Below are 15,682 nucleotides of genomic sequence, written 5' to 3' on the forward strand. Positions count from 1 at the left end.
TTTCGCAGTAATTGGATGAGTTGAAAATAACCCAATTGGCTGTTTTTGTCAACAGGTGTTATGTTTATAATAGGTTTAATATATTAAAAGAATCGAGGTTTTTGTTATGATAAAGAAGGTATTAACAGTTGCTGGCTCTGATTCTAGCGGTGGCGCGGGGATTCAGGCTGATTTAAAGACTTTTGAGGAGTATGGAACATTTGGTTTTTCTGCTTTAACCAGTATTGTAACGATGGATCCGGATGAAGGCTGGAGTCATTTGGTTACGCCGATTGAGCCTGAACTGGTTGAAAGACAATTAAAAACAATTTTTGCCGGCGGTGCACTTGATGCGATGAAAACAGGAATGCTCGGTACGATCGAAGCGATTGAAATCACTCGTAAGTATATCGATCAATTTGAAATGGACAAGATTGTGATTGATCCTGTCATGGCCTGTAAAGGAACTAGTGAATTATTGCAGCCTGAAAACGTGGCAGCTATGACACGCCTACTTTTACCGAAAGCCTTGGTTACCACACCTAATTTAGTCGAAGCGGGTATTTTAGCTGAAATGGGTGAATTAACTTCAATTGATCAAATGAAAGAAGCAGCCAAGAAAATTATTACTTTAGGACCGAAAAATGTGGTTATTAAGGGCGGTCATCGTTTGCACACAGACAAAGCGATTGATCTCTTTTATGACGGTCATGAGTTTACCTTATTTGAAGCAGAATTATTTAGTACGGATTTCAATCATGGTGCAGGTTGTACCTTTGCCGCAGCTGTTACAGCAGGACTTGCCAAAGGCTATCCAGTTGCAAAGGCAGTAGCCTTAGCGAAAAAATTTGTCGCAGCTGCCATCAAAAACGGACAAAAAATCAATCCATTCTTAGGTCATGTTTGGCATGGTGCGTATAATCACGCAGAAGAACGGCTGACCGAATCAAAAGGAGATCGCCAATGAAACAACAATCATCCATTACCTCAATTGTGTTAATCGCATTATTTGCTGCCTTAACCATGTTGGCTACTATGATAAAAATTCCCATGCCCGGGGCTTTTGTTCATTTGGGTAATTCTGTTTCCTTGCTGGCTGTTCTTTTAATTGGCTATAAGCGTGGGGCCTTAGCTGGCGGATTAGGCTTTGCTATTTTCGATTTATTGAATGGCTATGCACTGGAAGCCCCTTACTTTCTCGTTGAAAGTTTTATCGTCGGCGGTGCAGCAGCCTTAATGATTTATTTTTTCCAACATAAAATCGATTCTGCCCGAAAAATTCTTATTGTAACCATTGTCGCTGGTATTGTTAAAATCATCATGACCCAGCTTAAAAATACGACCATCGCTGTTTTGGCAGGCTCCAATTTCTCTATAGCTTTTATGGCGGCTTTTAGTAAGTTGCCTGCTACCTTAATTAATGTAGCAACAACAATTGTGATTGTCAGCTTAGTGTATTTCCCGTTAAAAAAAGCCTTGGAGCGAACCTTTTCTAGAAATAGTATTTAATAAAAAAAGACAAAAGTCGCTGGACTTTTGTCTTTTTTCGTTATCGTTCTTTCCTGCTAAAAATAGATTCAAGTAAGCCAAAAATGATTCCTGAAATTGGAAAAATGATCCAACCGGTTGCCCAGTTCCCCAATAAAAAACCTTGAATAACAAATATTCCACCAATCACAGGCCAAAAAATGCGTTCAAGCTGCAATAACCACTCTGGTTTATTTCTATTACGTTCAACCTGCGCATTAGGTCCCAGCTCATCTTCATCAGAAACAAAATACTTTGATTCGAGCATTTTGGTAAAACTGCCCATGATGACTCCACCAAAAATAAAGAAGAAAACTCCTAATCCGGCAATGGTTAATAAAAGCGCCAATCCGAAAAGCTCCATTTTTTCTGAGCCGGTCATCTCTGATAAGACAATCAAAGGAATCACGGATAAAATACATAAAACAACGCCAGTTGCAATACAAAAGACAAAGGAGCGCTGGAAAAGTTCTTTTCGTTTTTTCATTTCATTTTTGACAGCTAGAGGAATGAAGCGATCATTCAGCTTTTTACTTTCGTTCGATAAGCTCGTACCAGCGATAATAAATAACGGCACGCCGACAGCTGCTCCGATTAAGATGAACAATACGCCAAAAATTTCAGCAGTATTTTCCCCATAAACACCCATTAATCCAAAACAAGCAGCTGCTCCCAGCATAATAACTAGTACGCCTAAACCAATCATAGTTGCAGCCTTGCGCCGTTTGTTTAAAAAGGTAACAGCTTCCTCTACCGCTATTTCATTTAATTCGTAGCCTGTTTCGTCTTCAAATTCGTGTTTAATATTCATTTCTTCCAGTAATTCATCAATCGTACCGAACTCAGCAATGACTCCGCCAATCGCTTCATTTTCTGTCTTCCCCTGATTCTTTAAGTCTTCATAACGATCTTCTGCACCTGCCAGTAAATCCTCTTTTAATTGTTTGATTTGATCAGTTTCACTAACTCCTAAAAATAAGCTTTCGATATAATCTCGTATAGTTTTCATTTTGTTTCCTCCTTTATAAAACATTCGACCACTTTTTTAGTTAAGTGCCATTCTGCTATTTTTTCTTGCAAATACGCATTTCCTGAAGCGGTAATTCGATAATAGGTTCTTTTTTTCCCATGGGTCACTTGTCCCGGAAACGACTCAATAAAGCCGTTTTTTTCTAAACGATTAAAAGCAGAGTACAAGGTGGTTTCCTTTATTGAATAATGGCTTTCTGAAATTTCGGTAATCCTTTTTGAGATGGCATAGCCATAAGAATCACCTTCCTGCAAAACGGATAAAATAAACGTATCGTTATAGCCTCTGATTGCGTCACTACTGATCATTTTCACACCTCCAAATTACTCCACTTAACGTACTACGTCTGTCGTTGTAATTATCATACCACGATTACTACGACAGGTAAAGTAAAAAAAGCAGAGAGAAAACATTTCCTGTTTTCCTCTGCTTTTTAATGAAATTATTACTATTTAAATTGTGTCTCCATTAAAAATGGAATTTTTTACAATCACATAATCCACTTTACGAATGGCTTCAAGATCACGGCCGCCTGCATAGGAAATGGCAGATTGAAGATCCTGTTGCATTTCGACTAAGGTATCCGCTAAGCTCCCTTTGTGCGGCAACCAGATTTTCTTCCCTTCGACGTTTTTCTTTTCGCCTTTTTGATATTCAGATGCACTGCCGAAATATTCTTTGTAGACTACGCCATTTTCAACTTTTGTTTCCCCCGGTGATTCTTCGTGTCCGGCAAATAAGGAGCCGATCATAACCATGGTTGCACCAAAACGAACAGATTTAGCAATGTCGCCGTGTGTGCGAATACCACCGTCCGCAATAATCGGTTTTCTGGCAGCCTTGGCGCACCAGCGTAATGCTGCTAATTGCCAGCCGCCTGTTCCAAAGCCCGTCTTAATTTTCGTAATGCAAACCTTGCCTGGTCCAATGCCGACTTTCGTTGCGTCTGCGCCAGCATTTTCAAGTTCACGAACAGCTTCAGGAGTGCCCACATTTCCAGCAATTACAAATGTTTCCGGTAAATGCTTTTTCAAATGCTGAATCATTTGAATCACTGCATTTGAATGTCCATGAGCGATATCAATGGTTACATAATCGGGAATTAGTTGCCGCTCAGCCAATTCTTCCACAAAACGGTACTCGCCTTCTTTTACCCCTACACTAATAGAAGTAATTAGGTTTTTCTTGTTCATTTTTTCAATAAAAGGAATGCGAGCCTCTTCATCGAAGCGATGCATAATATAGAAATAGCCATTTTCTGCTAAAAATTCTGCAATGTTTTCATCAATAATCGTCTGCATGTTGGCAGGTACGACTGGCATCTTAAATGTATGTTTGCCTAATGCTACCTCAGTTGCACATTCTGAACGACTGTCAACAATACATTTATTCGGAATTAGTTGTACGTCTTCATAGTCAAAAACTTTCATTATTTTTGCCTCCTAGCAAATTCTCTCAAAAATACGTAAAAACACGAACATTAACGCAAAAAACGTTCGCGTTCTCAAACGCCTATGCTAATTTACACTATTTCTTAATGAAAGTCAAAGAGTAAATAACGAAAAATAGATTTTTTTAATGATTTTAATGAATCGAAAATTTCTTCTTAATTATGATTCAGTCACCGCGGATGGTTCAACCTGTGGCTCCACTCGTTCCGAAGGCAGTAGACAATTTAACAAAATCGCTGCAATAGAAGCTGTTGCTACAGAAGAGCCGAACAAATATTGTAAAAATTGTGGTAAGCTCTGAATAAATTCATCCGGAATCAAGGTTAACGCCAACGTTAGAATCATCGGTACAGCAATCACATACATTTCTTTTTCGCTAATCTCCACTTCTTTAATCACTTTAATGCCGCTAATTGAAATGATCCCGCAGACAATGACAAACACTCCGCCAATGACTGGAGCAGGAATAGCTGAAATTAAGGTTGATAGCTTACCAGATAATCCAAATACAATAAACCAGGCCCCTGCTGCTGCAAAAACTTTCTTGCTGGCTACGCCAGTGATTGAAATAATACCGGCATTTGTCGAATAGCCAGTAACCGGAGTTGCTCCAAGCAATGAAGCAATCAAGCAGCCGATTCCTTCTCCTACCACTCCGCGGTTAATATTTTTATCGGTTAACGGCGTTTCGCAAACATTGCTGACAGCAAACCAAGTTCCCGTCGTTTCTGCCATTAAGACAACATAAATAATCACCATCGTCAAGATAGAGGATAGATCAAACGAGAAATGTAAATCAGCAAACGGCAACTTAGGAAAACTGAATAATTGCGCCTTTGAAACCTGAGAAAGATCTAAAATGCCCATAAAGTGTGCAGCAAAACAGCCAATAATTAAGGCTAAAATCACAGAAGAAATTCTAAAAATACGGCCTTTCCCCGGAAAACGAGAACCGATCATTGCAAATAAAATAAGAGTTCCTGCCGCAATTAATGCCAGAAGAATATTTTGACTAATATCGCCGCCAGCATTAAAAACATTATCACTCAATGCAACCGGCATTAACGACAAACCAACAACAAAGATGATGGTACCGCCCACAATAGGTGGCACAAAGGTTTTAATAAGACGATTAAAAATACCAGTCATCCCTAATAGAATAACCAGTAAAGAACCGATTAGACTAGCACCTAAAACAGTCGCCCACCCATCACCATTTTGATTATTGGCAAAATAAATACCGGCAACCGCACCAATTGGAATAAAAGAGGGCCCTTGTGCCACTGGCAGCTTCATACAAAAATAGGATTGGATAATTGTCGCAATTCCCGCCGCAATAAATGTCGATTGAATTAAAGCTGATGATTCATTTGTACTCAAACCAATAATCGAAGCGATAATTACAGGAACTACGTAGACATCCATCGCCAGCACATGCTGAATACCTAACAAAAGGGATTGACCGATGGATAAATCATCCTCTGGTCCCACGGTTAATTTTGAATTTCTCACTGTTTTTTCTGTCATTTTTCACTACACCTCTAGTTTTCTTGTACGATTTTGATGAACCTTGCGCCCTTGAATCCAAACTTCGCAGATATTGGCTGGTTGAGCTAAGTAAAGTATTTTTTGAAAAATATCAACGAGCGCTTCTGTTTCAGAAAAAATTGGCAGTTTAGCAGTTGTTGCCTGTACATCGATGATTTGAGCATCCCAAGCATAGCCGACTGCTATTTTTCCGATCGGCAGACTTAATGAATCACCACCGCCTGCAGTTGCTAAATAAAAAGCTTCATTTATCGTAATCCGTGCGTTTGGAGTTCCCCGTTGTTCACTGCAGCAGGTACTGTCTACACCATCTTCCAGCATCCTTGAGGACATGACTGCTTGTTTGATATTATCAAACAAGCTTGGTGAAAATCCGCCTGAAATATCACTGCCTAGCCCCGCTTCTACTTGGTAAGTTCGTAATAGTTTTGCCATGGGGGTCACCGCATTGCCGAAATAGGCATTAGAAATAGGGCAATGTGCTACTGCGGTACCTTTTTCAGCAAATAGTTGCATGTCGGCTTCAGAAAGAAAACCGCAATGTGCCATGACGGCTTTTTCAGTGATTAAACCAAAGTCATTCAGCGCAAAGGCATCATTTTTGCCGAAACGCTCTTGGACAAACGTATGCGCCCAATCACTTTCACTACAATGTGATTGAATATGCACATCGTATTTTTTCGCTAAAGTTCCCAAGCCCGTCAATGCTTCATCCGAGCAACTTGGAATAAACCGTGGCGTAACAACAGGATAAACTCCTTGAGGCGTTTTTTCGTTTAAAGCGAGCACCTCTTGAATAAACAGCTCTGTCTCTGCAAGAGCTTCCTGTGCTGAAGCATCCCGATAATAATCCGGGTTTTCATCAGGAGCATCCATTACTACCTTGCCAACTAAGCCGCGTTGGCCTAATGTACTACAAATTTCGGCTAATTTTTGACTGGCCGAGCGATGAACAGTGGCAAAATACAAGGCTGTGGTTGTTCCGTTTTTAATCAATTCACGAACTAAGTCCGTGTACACTTCTTCTGCAAAAGTCAGATCTGAAAATTTGGCCTCCAATGGAAATGTATAAGTGTTTAGCCAATCATATAAAGGCAAATCAAGGGCCGTTCCAGCTTGCGCCCACTGAGGAGCATGAACATGCAAATCCACAAATCCCGGTAAAATATATTGCCCCTTTTCATATTCTTGCAAACGATTCTGCCGTGAATATTCATTGATAAGCTCTTTATATTCTGCCTCTTCCGGTGCAACAATCTGTTCAATTACCCCGTTGGCCGAAATACAAAATAAATGGTCTTCAAGAATGTCGATATTTTGGTGATCGCGACTGCTGAAAGCAGTCCCTTTAAAAATCATGTCAAACAAAAGAAACGCTCCTCTCATAACAATACAAAAATAGTATAAACAATAATTCGTTTATTTTCTATCTTTTTCTATAAAAACCTTAAAAAAAGCGTTGCTTTTTGCACAAAAAACGAACATTAACCATTTTCGAATAAATAAAATTCTCTTTTCGCATAATTTCTCTAACAAAATTAAAACCCACTAAAAGCCTTTCCTAATAGCCAAACAATTCCTAAAAAAAGGGTCGCTGCCTTTGGCTAATCACAAAATTTGCGTTATACTTAATACAGATCTATCCATACTTAGGAGGCAAACGTTATGCTAAAAATCGAACGAATTCAAACGGGTGTTATCAAGGAAAATTGTTACTTAATTTACAATGATGATCATCTCTTGATTATTGATCCGGGCGCTGATGCCGAAAAAATTGCAGCGTTAATAGAAAAAACAGGAACAACACCGGCGGCTATTTTATTAACCCACACCCACTATGATCATATTGGCGCGGTGGAAGAATTACGTCACCTCTATAACATTCCTGTTTATGTCAGTCCATTAGAACAAGAATGGCTGTCTGATCCGACCTTAAACTTATCTGGTTTAGGCCGTCATGACGATATTGCGGATATTATTGTACAGCCAGCAGATGTAGAGTTTGAATTGAAAGATTATGAGCTTGGCGGCATGCGTTTTACCGTTGTACCAACACCTGGTCATTCAATTGGCAGCTTAAGCTTTATTTTTGATGATTTCGTCATTACTGGAGATGCTTTATTTAGAGGAAGTATCGGTCGAACAGATTTGCACACAGGAAATCTTGAACAGCTTTTAGATAGTATTCAAACCTATTTATTTACCTTGCCTGATGAATTTCCTGCCTACTCGGGTCACGGCGAAGCAACAACCATTGGTCATGAAAAACAAACCAACCCTTTCTTTAACTAGAAAAAGGCAATCATTAGGAGGCAGCAACATGAACAAACCTACCGTACTTTATATTATTCGTCATGGTAAAACAATGTTTAATACGATCGGGCGTACCCAAGGCTGGTCAGATACACCGCTGACCAAAGAGGGAGAACAAGTAATTCAGTATCTAGGTCAAGGATTAAAAACGATTGATTTTAAAGAAGCTTATTCAAGTGACAGCGGCCGCGCGATGCAAACCGCACGTATTATTTTACAGCAGCACGAACATGGTTCTGAGATTCCTTACGCAACAGACAGTCGTATTCGTGAATGGTGCTTCGGTTCGTTGGATGGCGGCTACGATGGTGAACTTTGGGGCGTCGTTCCTAGAATTTTAGCCTTCAAAAATTATGAGGATATGATGACAAATCGGATTAGCTATAAGGATTTGGCTGATGCAATTATTGCTGCGGATACAGCTGACTGGGCAGAGCCGTATGAAAAAATTCGCGAACGTGTTTGGAACGGCTTTGAGGACATTGCGCATCGAACAGAAAAAAATGGCGGCGGCAACGTTATGATCGTTTCGCATGGTTTAACTATTTCCTTCTTACTTTCCTTAATTGATAATACCTTACCGATGCAAATTGGCTTGGAAAACGGCAGCGTAACGAAATTAATTTACGAAAATGGCACGTTCACCATAGATACGGTTAACGACACACATTACATTGAAGAAGGCAAAAAGCAAGCCAGCTAAGTCCTTTTCAAACAACTTAAAAACAACTAAAGAAGCAGCAAGAAAATTCACTTCTTGCTGCTTCTTTAGTTGTTCCTAGCTTCTATGCCTGTGCTTTACCGATTACTTCACCAGCTGAAACGCGCCCTGTTTTTGTTAATTCAAAGTGCTTTACTGCATCCATATTCGTGATAACAACAATGATGTCATCTGCCTTTTCTGCTGCCTTAATTGCTTCTAAATCGACCACCGCTACCATGGTTTCATTCGTGACCTTTGCTCCATCGCTAACTTTCACAGTAAAAGGCTCACCCTTTAATTCAACAGTATCTACTCCCATGTGCAGTAAGATTTCAAGGCCGTTTGTCATCTTCAAGCCAATTGCATGCTTCGTTTGAAAGACACTCATAACCTCTCCTTTAATTGGCGCATAAATTTCCCCTGAATCAGGAATGATCGCAAAACCATCGCCCATCATTTTTTGTGAAAAGACAGGATCTTTTACTTCACTGATCGGCACTAAATTCCCACTGACCGCTGCATATAATGATTCATCTAGCGTTGCTGATTCTTTCTTTTTTAAAAAGCCGAACATCTCTTTTGCCTCCATCCATAATCAATAGATTAAGTATAGAAAACTTTCATAAGAATTTCAACAATTCCGAAGGCGGATTCTAATTTTTCTTAATTGTTTTTTATTGATAGTTGGCTTTTCTGATGTGAAAAGGTATACTGTAAAGTGATTTATCATTTTAAGCAAGAAAGGATTGAATTTATGCTTCTCTCAAATTTATGGAAAGCTATTATCCTAGGTATTATTGAAGGAATAACTGAGTGGTTGCCGATCAGCAGTACCGGCCATTTAATTTTGGTCGATGAATTTATCAAAATGAATCTAAGTAAAGATTTTATGGAGATGTTTAACGTAGTTATTCAATTGGGTGCTATAATGGCGGTTGTTGTGCTTTATTTCCATAAGCTGAACCCCTTCTCGCCGCGTAAAAATTCAACAGAAAAGAAAGAAACTTTATCCTTATGGGCCAAAGTAATTGTAGCGGTTGCTCCTTCAGTCGTTATTGGTCTTCCCTTAGACGACTGGCTGGAAGCTAAGTTCCATAATTTCTTCACTGTTTCACTAATGCTGATAATCTATGGGGTGGCCTTTATCATCATTGAAAAACACAACCGCAACTGCGAGCCAAAATGTTCGAACTTAAATGACTTTACCTACAAGGCAGCTGCAATTGTCGGTTTTTTCCAAGTTTTGTCACTGATTCCGGGAACTTCTCGATCCGGTGCAACTATTCTTGGTGCCATTCTTATCGGTGCTTCGCGTTTTGTCGCAACTGAATTTTCGTTTTTCTTGGGAATTCCGACTATGTTCGGTGCTAGTTTCTTGAAAATCGGCAAGTTTATTATGAAAGGAAATTCGTTTACTTTCGACGAAACATTCATTTTATTAGTAGGGTGCATTGTCGCGTTTATTGTTTCCATCATCGTTATCAAGTTCTTGTTGAATTATCTTAAACGCAATGATTTTACTGTATTTGGCTGGTATCGAGTCGTCTTAGGAGTATTGTTGATTAGTTACTGGTTATTCTCATAAAAAAGACCATTTTGGTCTTTTTTTGTTATTTCAATTGATAATGATTTTCATTACTATTTAGAATTAATATATTTAAAACAAACATAAAACACTGTTATATAAACTAAAAACCTAAATGATAATCACTTTCATTCTCATTTAGGTATTTTCATTATCAATTACATGCACGTTATGTTATGCTCTTAATGAGGAGTGATAACAATGAAAATTTCCCAAGAGAAAAAAGCAATGCTTGCAACGATCTTGTGTTTATTATTGATGATTTTGGGGTTTATTTTAGAAAAAACAAACAATCCATATGCATTTATTAGTTATCTGCTGGCTATTTTCTTCGGCGGTTATAAGCAAACGAAAGAAGGTCTGTTGGATACGATCCAAAACAAGCACTTGAATGTTGACTTACTAATGGCATTGGCAGCAATTGGTGCTTGTATTATCGGTCATTGGTTTGAAGGCGCTATGCTGACTTTTATCTTTTGTTTAAGCGGTGCACTAGAGGAATACGCAACGAATAAGAGTAAAAAAGAAATTTCTAGTTTAATGAACTTGCAGCCAAAAACCGCTCTTTTAGTTAACCAGTCCGGCAAAGCCATTGAAACAGCGGTAAGTGAGCTGCAGATCGGTGATACTGTTTTGGTTCCAAAAGGAGCTAGCATTCCTATTGACGGCATTCTGATTAGTACGGCTTCTTCTATCGATGAATCAGCAATCACTGGAGAATCAATACCGGTTGAAAAAGGTCAGAACGATGAATTATTTGGCGGCACACTGAATCTGGGAGAAGCACTGACTATGACTGTCACTAAAACCAGCGATGATAGTTTATTTTCCAAAATTATTCGTTTAGTTGATGAAGCACAGAATACACCTTCAAAAACCGCTAGCTTTATTGAAAAAATCGAAAATATTTATGTCAAAATTGTTTTGCTTGCTGTTCCATTAATGATTTTTATTCCCTATTTATTTTTAGGCTGGACTTGGGCTGAAAGCTTTTATCGCGGAATGGTATTGCTTGTCGTTGCCTCTCCGTGTGCTTTGGTTGCCTCAGCAACACCTGCTACCTTAGCCGCTATTTCAAACGGCGCCAGAAACGGTGTACTATTTAAAGGCGGAATTTATCTAGAAAATTTAGCTGCTTTAAAGGCGATTTCCTTTGACAAAACTGGTACTCTAACGCAAGGAATGCCTATCGTCACCGATGCTGTCTTTTTAGCTGAATCTGATGAAGCTGTTAACATGCTTGTGACGATGGAACGCCAATCAACACATCCGCTGGCTCAAGCCTTGATGAATCGCTTTGAAGATCAGTATACGATGATTTATGAACAACTTGACGTAAAAAATATTATCGGCTTTGGCATGGCCGCTGATAAAGACGGCGATCATTGGCAGATTGGTAAGGGTGTTTTTAATGAAAACACAGTCTTTGACAAACAAATACTTGCTAGGACCAACAGCCTTCACGAAGAAGGTAAAACGGTGATCTATTTGTATAAAAACGAAGAAGTTATTGCTTATTTTGGTCTGCTGGATGTTCCCAAACCAGAAGCAAAGCAAGTTCTTCATTTCTTCAAAAAGGAAGGCATTCATACAACAATGATGACCGGCGATCACAAAAAGACTGCGTTGGCGGTCGCTAAGGAACTGGAAATTGATGAAATTTACGCCAACTGTTTACCTGAAGAAAAAACTGCATTGATTTTAAAACAAAAAGAAACGTATGGCATCAACGCTATGGTTGGTGACGGGATCAACGATGCACCCGCTTTAGCGAATGCTGCAATTGGCGTGGCGATGGGTGGCGGAACCGCTATTGCAATGGATGTAGCTGATATGGTCCTTATGCAAAATGACTTGAAAAAACTACAAATGAGTTATCTGCTGTCTAAAAAACTGAAAAGAATTGTCACACAAAATATTTGTTTCTCTGTTGCGGTAATCCTATTGTTAATCCTATCTAATTTTTTCCAGTTCATCTCACTTCCGTTTGGTGTTATTGGTCATGAAGGCAGCACGATTTTAGTCATTTTAAATGGCTTACGCCTGCTACAAACGATTTCCTTAGATAAATCTGAACAGCCCCCGAAATTTCAACAACAAAAATTAAGCCTGTCAAAATAGACTAAAAGCCCGAGACAATTGAATCTATGTCTTGGGCTTTTTGCTTCTCAGTTGTTCAACGCTGCTTTAAGCTACTGCAATCAATTAACTATTTTTTATAACTAAGCCGCTAATAACATCAACGACCGCTTCACTTGCATTTAACAACTCTTCCAGCTTATCGTATACATTTTTCCATTTGATGACTTCTATCGGGTTTTGCTCTACAGTAAACAGCTCTTTTAGCGAATCACTATATAATTTATCTGCTTTACCTTCAATTGCACTGACTTCATCAATCATGGCATGCAATGTTTTAGAATTTTTAAACTTAGCAAATTCTTTCGTTGCTGTCAGAACACCTGCCGTCGCTTCTACTGCATAAGTAATAAAAACAAGGACATTTTCATTTAATTCCGTCACAACCAAGCTGCCTAGTAGATAAGCAATGCTGTTAATTGTATCCAGCACATCGTCCAGACGCTCGGTAATTTCTACTATATCTTCTCGATCAATTGGGGTAATAAAAGAAACATACAGCTCACTTAAAATACTTCTTACAATTGCATCCGCTTCATGCTCCAGCTGATGAATTTGTTTTGCCTGATCCTCTAAGGTTTCTAAAGAATAGTCAACTGTGAGCATTTCTAATAGTTCCGCTGCTTGATGGGCATTTTTTGCTAAATGTTCTAACGCACCAAAATAATCAAATTGTTTTTTTCTTGCCACTACACTCTCTCCTTTTCCTACAAGTCAAATCAATACTTCTATATAAAATCGTCAAAATATAGTAACGAATAATTTCGCCATAATAAATGCAATCACACCGCAACCCGGAAAAGTTAAAATCCAAGCGATCAGCATTTCCTTTACAATACGCCAGTCAACACTGGACACACGTCTTGAAGCTCCTACACCCATAATTGCGGTCGTTTTCGTGTGCGTAGTTGAAACGGGAATTCCAAAGACAGAAGCAGCAAACAAACAAATCGCGGTACTCAAATCCGCTGCAAAGCCCTGATAACGCTCAAGCTTGACCATATCCATGCCGACCGATTTGATAATTCGCATACCTCCGACAGACGTTCCAATCCCCATCGTTAACGAACACAAGACCATAACCCAAAGAGGAATAACAAAGCCTGAGCCAGTCTTTTCCGCCAGGTTATTATAAAAAAGTCCCAGCATAAAAACACCCATGAACTTCTGACCATCTTGTGCGCCATGTAAAAAAGCATTCGCACCAGCTCCAAAAGCTTGTCCATAGGTAAAAATTTTATTTGCTTTTCTTCTTGGTACTCCCTTGAAAAGGATTACAATTAATTTCGTAACCAGAAAACCACCACCAAAGCCCAACACAGTTGAGACAACAAGGCCGATCAAGACCTTTAGCCATTCAGCGCCATTAACCGCACCAATTCCGCCTAAAGCCATTGCAGAGCCCGTTAAGCCCGCAATTAATGCATGACTTTCGCTTGTAGGTATCCCAAAATACCACGCAGCTACTGACCAAACAACGATTGAAAACAACGATGCCGCTAATGCCACTTGCGAAGCATTCCCTTGAGCATCAAAGCTCACAATGTTGCTAATTGTTTCCGCAACCTGCGCATTAAAATAAGTCATCACCAACGCACCCAGAAAATTCATTACAACAGCCATCCAAATCGCAACATTCGGTTTCAGTACACGTGTAGAGACAGCGGTTGCAATTGCGTTCGGCGCATCCGTCCACCCATTAACAAAAATAACACCCATTACCAAAGTCACAGTTACAATCAAAGCAATATTCACATTGACACCACCATTTCATTTTTTCATTGTTATAATAGCATATTTTTCACTAAAAGTATTGATTATCCTGCTAAAATAAAAATTATTCAGCGTTTTCTGGCAATTAAACAACAATTTTCCTGTTAAGGAAAAAAACTTGTCATCTTTTATTGCAATGAAAGAATGGATTAGGTATAATGATTAGTGTTGAATTACATATGGACTTTCCTGTGTAAGACCTTATTTTATCGGAGGTGAAAGAAATGCCAAATATTGAATCTGCAATTAAACGTGTACGTACAAACGCTAATGCGAATGCTAAAAATTCATCTCAAACTAACGCGATGCGTACAGCTATCAAAAAATTTGAAGATGCTGTAGCAGCTGGTGCTGACAATGTAGATGCGTTATATAAAGAAGCTGTTAAAGCTGTTGATATGGCTGAATCAAAAGGATTAATCCATAAAAACAAAGCGAACCGCGACAAATCTCGCTTAAGCAAATTAGTAGCAAAATAATAACCGCTAGAAGTTAACACTTAGTTAGCTTCTTTTTTTATCAAAAAAGCTGAAACGGTCACTTCCGACGTTTCAGCTTTTACTTATTTACTTAACGAACCATTTCACCGGACAGTTTAAGAATGAATAGTTCAAACAATAATTCTTTGTTCATTCTACCTGTTTTCATTTTATAATCATTTTCTACAAGCTCATCATAGATTATCTCCAAACGCTCTAATTCAAAGCGACGGACTTGCTGCAAAGCTAGTTTTACGCGATAAGGATGAATTTTTAGCGTTTCTGCGATATTCGCCTGTTGATAGCCCAACTTAGCCAAGATTTTGGTTTGTAGAAAAAGACGGATTTGATTCAGCAATATGGCGTTCAATTTAATGGTTTCTTCTCCTTGAAGAATTAAATCTTCATAAAGCTGCATAGCTTTTTCGCTATTTCCAGACAACACATCATTTGTTAAGTCAAATACATTATGCTCTAGTGACTTAGGAACTAATTCCTTTACCGCATCCAGTGTGATTACTTTTTCTTGCGCTGCATATAAATACAGCTTTTGCAGCTCGCCCATGATCTTTGACAAATTTAAATCGGTCAAATACAGCAGCTGCTGAAAAGCATCCGGGCGGATCTCATAGCCTTCTGATTGAATGGTTTGTTCAATATATTGGCGGACCTCCTTTTCTCCCATCGGATTAATGTCGATTACTGTAGCAGATTTTTTTAAAGCTTTGGTTATTTTTTTCCGTTCATCCAGCTTTTCAAATGCCGCAATAACAACAAGAATCGTAGTTGGAGAAGGCTGATCTAAATAGCTTAATAAGCCATTAATATCATGTTCAATGCCATTGTTTTTTCTTTCTGCTGTTAAAAAATAGGGATGCTCTATAAAAACGAGACGATGATCGCCAAAAAATGGAATGGTTTCCGCTTCTTCTATCGCTAAAGATAATGGCACTTCCTCCATATCAAAAGAAGAATAATTGAATTGATCATCTTCTGTTTGTATTAGCTGTTTCATTAATTCTGATTTAAATAATTCAGCTAAATAATTTTCAGTTCCTTGAATTAAATATACTGAAGAAAAATTTTGTTGTCTCACTTGCTTTAGCGCTTCTTGTAAATTCATAATTCCCCTCGTTTCTCCCTTTCATCCTATCA

At 38.8% G+C, this 15,682-nt stretch carries 16 protein-coding genes; 7 read left to right on the plus strand and 9 right to left on the minus strand.

Going from position 1 to position 15,682, the window contains the following annotated elements; all coding sequences use genetic code 11:
* Positions 1-106: 106 nt before the first annotated feature.
* Both thiD and ABH902_RS02060 read left to right on the plus strand, forming a co-directional pair.
* Positions 107-946, plus strand: coding sequence for a bifunctional hydroxymethylpyrimidine kinase/phosphomethylpyrimidine kinase (thiD, locus tag ABH902_RS02055; RefSeq protein WP_404588862.1), 840 nt, complete (start codon positions 107-109; stop codon positions 944-946).
* Positions 943-1,488 carry an ECF transporter S component gene (locus ABH902_RS02060; RefSeq protein ID WP_404588863.1) on the plus strand — a complete coding sequence of 182 codons (546 nt, stop codon included), beginning with the start codon at positions 943-945 and terminating at the stop codon, positions 1,486-1,488. The genes thiD and ABH902_RS02060 overlap by 4 nt, the downstream gene beginning before the upstream one ends.
* Before the next feature lie 40 nt (positions 1,489-1,528).
* Here ABH902_RS02060 and ABH902_RS02065 read toward each other — a convergent pair whose 3' ends face one another.
* The 5 genes from ABH902_RS02065 to guaD all read right to left on the minus strand — a co-directional run bounded on the left by ABH902_RS02065 (position 1,529) and on the right by guaD (position 6,894).
* Complete coding sequence (locus ABH902_RS02065; RefSeq protein ID WP_404588864.1) at positions 1,529-2,515, minus strand: permease prefix domain 1-containing protein; 987 nt, start codon at positions 2,513-2,515, stop codon at positions 1,529-1,531.
* Positions 2,512-2,844 carry a PadR family transcriptional regulator gene (locus ABH902_RS02070; protein WP_404588865.1) on the minus strand — a complete coding sequence of 111 codons (333 nt, stop codon included), beginning with the start codon at positions 2,842-2,844 and terminating at the stop codon, positions 2,512-2,514. Before ABH902_RS02070 ends, ABH902_RS02065 begins: the two co-directional genes overlap by 4 nt.
* 144 nt (positions 2,845-2,988) lie before the next feature.
* Positions 2,989-3,966: a GMP reductase gene (guaC, locus tag ABH902_RS02075; RefSeq protein ID WP_404588866.1), complete on the minus strand. Its 978-nt coding sequence runs from the start codon at positions 3,964-3,966 to the stop codon at positions 2,989-2,991.
* Between the two features lie 180 nt (positions 3,967-4,146).
* The gene (locus ABH902_RS02080) at positions 4,147-5,514 is read right to left on the minus strand and encodes a uracil-xanthine permease family protein (RefSeq protein ID WP_404588867.1); all 1,368 of its coding nucleotides are present in this window, start codon (positions 5,512-5,514) and stop codon (positions 4,147-4,149) included.
* Between the two features lie 6 nt (positions 5,515-5,520).
* On the minus strand, positions 5,521-6,894 hold the full coding sequence (gene guaD / locus ABH902_RS02085) for a guanine deaminase (protein WP_404588930.1): 1,374 nt from the start codon (positions 6,892-6,894) through the stop codon (positions 5,521-5,523).
* A 306-nt stretch (positions 6,895-7,200) separates the two neighbouring features.
* On the opposite strand from guaD, the gene ABH902_RS02090 reads away from it, so the two are divergent.
* Together ABH902_RS02090 and ABH902_RS02095 are read left to right on the plus strand one after the other, a co-directional pair.
* Positions 7,201-7,827 (plus strand): MBL fold metallo-hydrolase, encoded by a 627-nt coding sequence (locus ABH902_RS02090; protein WP_404588868.1) that lies wholly within the window; start codon positions 7,201-7,203, stop codon positions 7,825-7,827.
* A gap of 28 nt (positions 7,828-7,855) precedes the next feature.
* Complete coding sequence (locus ABH902_RS02095; protein ID WP_404588869.1) at positions 7,856-8,551, plus strand: histidine phosphatase family protein; 696 nt, start codon at positions 7,856-7,858, stop codon at positions 8,549-8,551.
* An 82-nt stretch (positions 8,552-8,633) separates the two neighbouring features.
* Here ABH902_RS02095 and ABH902_RS02100 read toward each other — a convergent pair whose 3' ends face one another.
* On the minus strand, positions 8,634-9,125 hold the full coding sequence (locus ABH902_RS02100) for a PTS glucose transporter subunit IIA (protein ID WP_404588870.1): 492 nt from the start codon (positions 9,123-9,125) through the stop codon (positions 8,634-8,636).
* Positions 9,126-9,305: 180 nt separating this feature from the next.
* Here ABH902_RS02100 and ABH902_RS02105 point away from each other — a divergent pair, with 180 nt between their 5' ends.
* Both ABH902_RS02105 and ABH902_RS02110 read left to right on the plus strand, forming a co-directional pair.
* Positions 9,306-10,136: an undecaprenyl-diphosphate phosphatase gene (locus ABH902_RS02105; protein ID WP_404588871.1), complete on the plus strand. Its 831-nt coding sequence runs from the start codon at positions 9,306-9,308 to the stop codon at positions 10,134-10,136.
* A gap of 207 nt (positions 10,137-10,343) precedes the next feature.
* Positions 10,344-12,257 (plus strand): heavy metal translocating P-type ATPase, encoded by a 1,914-nt coding sequence (locus ABH902_RS02110; protein ID WP_404588931.1) that lies wholly within the window; start codon positions 10,344-10,346, stop codon positions 12,255-12,257.
* 84 nt (positions 12,258-12,341) lie between these two features.
* Here the strand turns inward: ABH902_RS02110 and ABH902_RS02115 are convergent, their stop codons facing one another.
* Together ABH902_RS02115 and ABH902_RS02120 are read right to left on the minus strand one after the other, a co-directional pair.
* Entirely contained in the window at positions 12,342-12,965 is a 624-nt protein-coding gene (locus ABH902_RS02115) for a DUF47 domain-containing protein (RefSeq protein ID WP_404588872.1), read from the minus strand.
* A gap of 51 nt (positions 12,966-13,016) precedes the next feature.
* Complete coding sequence (locus tag ABH902_RS02120) at positions 13,017-13,994, minus strand: anion permease (RefSeq protein WP_404588932.1); 978 nt, start codon at positions 13,992-13,994, stop codon at positions 13,017-13,019.
* Positions 13,995-14,272: 278 nt separating this feature from the next.
* Between ABH902_RS02120 and rpsT the strand changes: the two genes are divergently transcribed.
* Positions 14,273-14,527 carry a 30S ribosomal protein S20 gene (gene rpsT / locus ABH902_RS02125; protein ID WP_404588873.1) on the plus strand — a complete coding sequence of 85 codons (255 nt, stop codon included), beginning with the start codon at positions 14,273-14,275 and terminating at the stop codon, positions 14,525-14,527.
* Positions 14,528-14,618: 91 nt separating this feature from the next.
* On the opposite strand, the gene holA is transcribed toward rpsT, so the two are convergent.
* Positions 14,619-15,650, minus strand: a complete 1,032-nt coding sequence (gene holA / locus ABH902_RS02130; RefSeq protein ID WP_404588874.1) for a DNA polymerase III subunit delta — start codon at positions 15,648-15,650, stop codon at positions 14,619-14,621.
* Between the last annotated feature and the right edge of the window lie 32 nt (positions 15,651-15,682).

The organism is Enterococcus sp. UD-01 (assembly GCF_044909655.1).
Classification (GTDB): Bacteria; Bacillota; Bacilli; order Lactobacillales; family Enterococcaceae; genus Enterococcus_L.

Excerpts from the sequence above, each read along its gene's own strand:
- holA (WP_404588874.1), bottom strand. The coding sequence starts at position 15,650 with ATGAATTTACAAGAAGCGCTAAAGCAAGTGAGACAACAAAATTTTTCT.
- ABH902_RS02080 (WP_404588867.1), bottom strand. The coding sequence starts at position 5,514 with ATGACAGAAAAAACAGTGAGAAATTCAAAATTAACCGTGGGACCAGAG.
- thiD (WP_404588862.1), top strand. The coding sequence starts at position 107 with ATGATAAAGAAGGTATTAACAGTTGCTGGCTCTGATTCTAGCGGTGGC.
- ABH902_RS02065 (WP_404588864.1), bottom strand. The coding sequence starts at position 2,515 with ATGAAAACTATACGAGATTATATCGAAAGCTTATTTTTAGGAGTTAGT.
- ABH902_RS02095 (WP_404588869.1), top strand. The coding sequence starts at position 7,856 with ATGAACAAACCTACCGTACTTTATATTATTCGTCATGGTAAAACAATG.
- rpsT (WP_404588873.1), top strand. The coding sequence starts at position 14,273 with ATGCCAAATATTGAATCTGCAATTAAACGTGTACGTACAAACGCTAAT.
- ABH902_RS02120 (WP_404588932.1), bottom strand. The coding sequence starts at position 13,994 with ATGGGTGTTATTTTTGTTAATGGGTGGACGGATGCGCCGAACGCAATT.
- ABH902_RS02090 (WP_404588868.1), top strand. The coding sequence starts at position 7,201 with ATGCTAAAAATCGAACGAATTCAAACGGGTGTTATCAAGGAAAATTGT.
- ABH902_RS02105 (WP_404588871.1), top strand. The coding sequence starts at position 9,306 with ATGCTTCTCTCAAATTTATGGAAAGCTATTATCCTAGGTATTATTGAA.
- guaC (WP_404588866.1), bottom strand. The coding sequence starts at position 3,966 with ATGAAAGTTTTTGACTATGAAGACGTACAACTAATTCCGAATAAATGT.
- guaD (WP_404588930.1), bottom strand. The coding sequence starts at position 6,894 with ATGATTTTTAAAGGGACTGCTTTCAGCAGTCGCGATCACCAAAATATC.
- ABH902_RS02060 (WP_404588863.1), top strand. The coding sequence starts at position 943 with ATGAAACAACAATCATCCATTACCTCAATTGTGTTAATCGCATTATTT.
- ABH902_RS02070 (WP_404588865.1), bottom strand. The coding sequence starts at position 2,844 with ATGATCAGTAGTGACGCAATCAGAGGCTATAACGATACGTTTATTTTA.
- ABH902_RS02100 (WP_404588870.1), bottom strand. The coding sequence starts at position 9,125 with ATGTTCGGCTTTTTAAAAAAGAAAGAATCAGCAACGCTAGATGAATCA.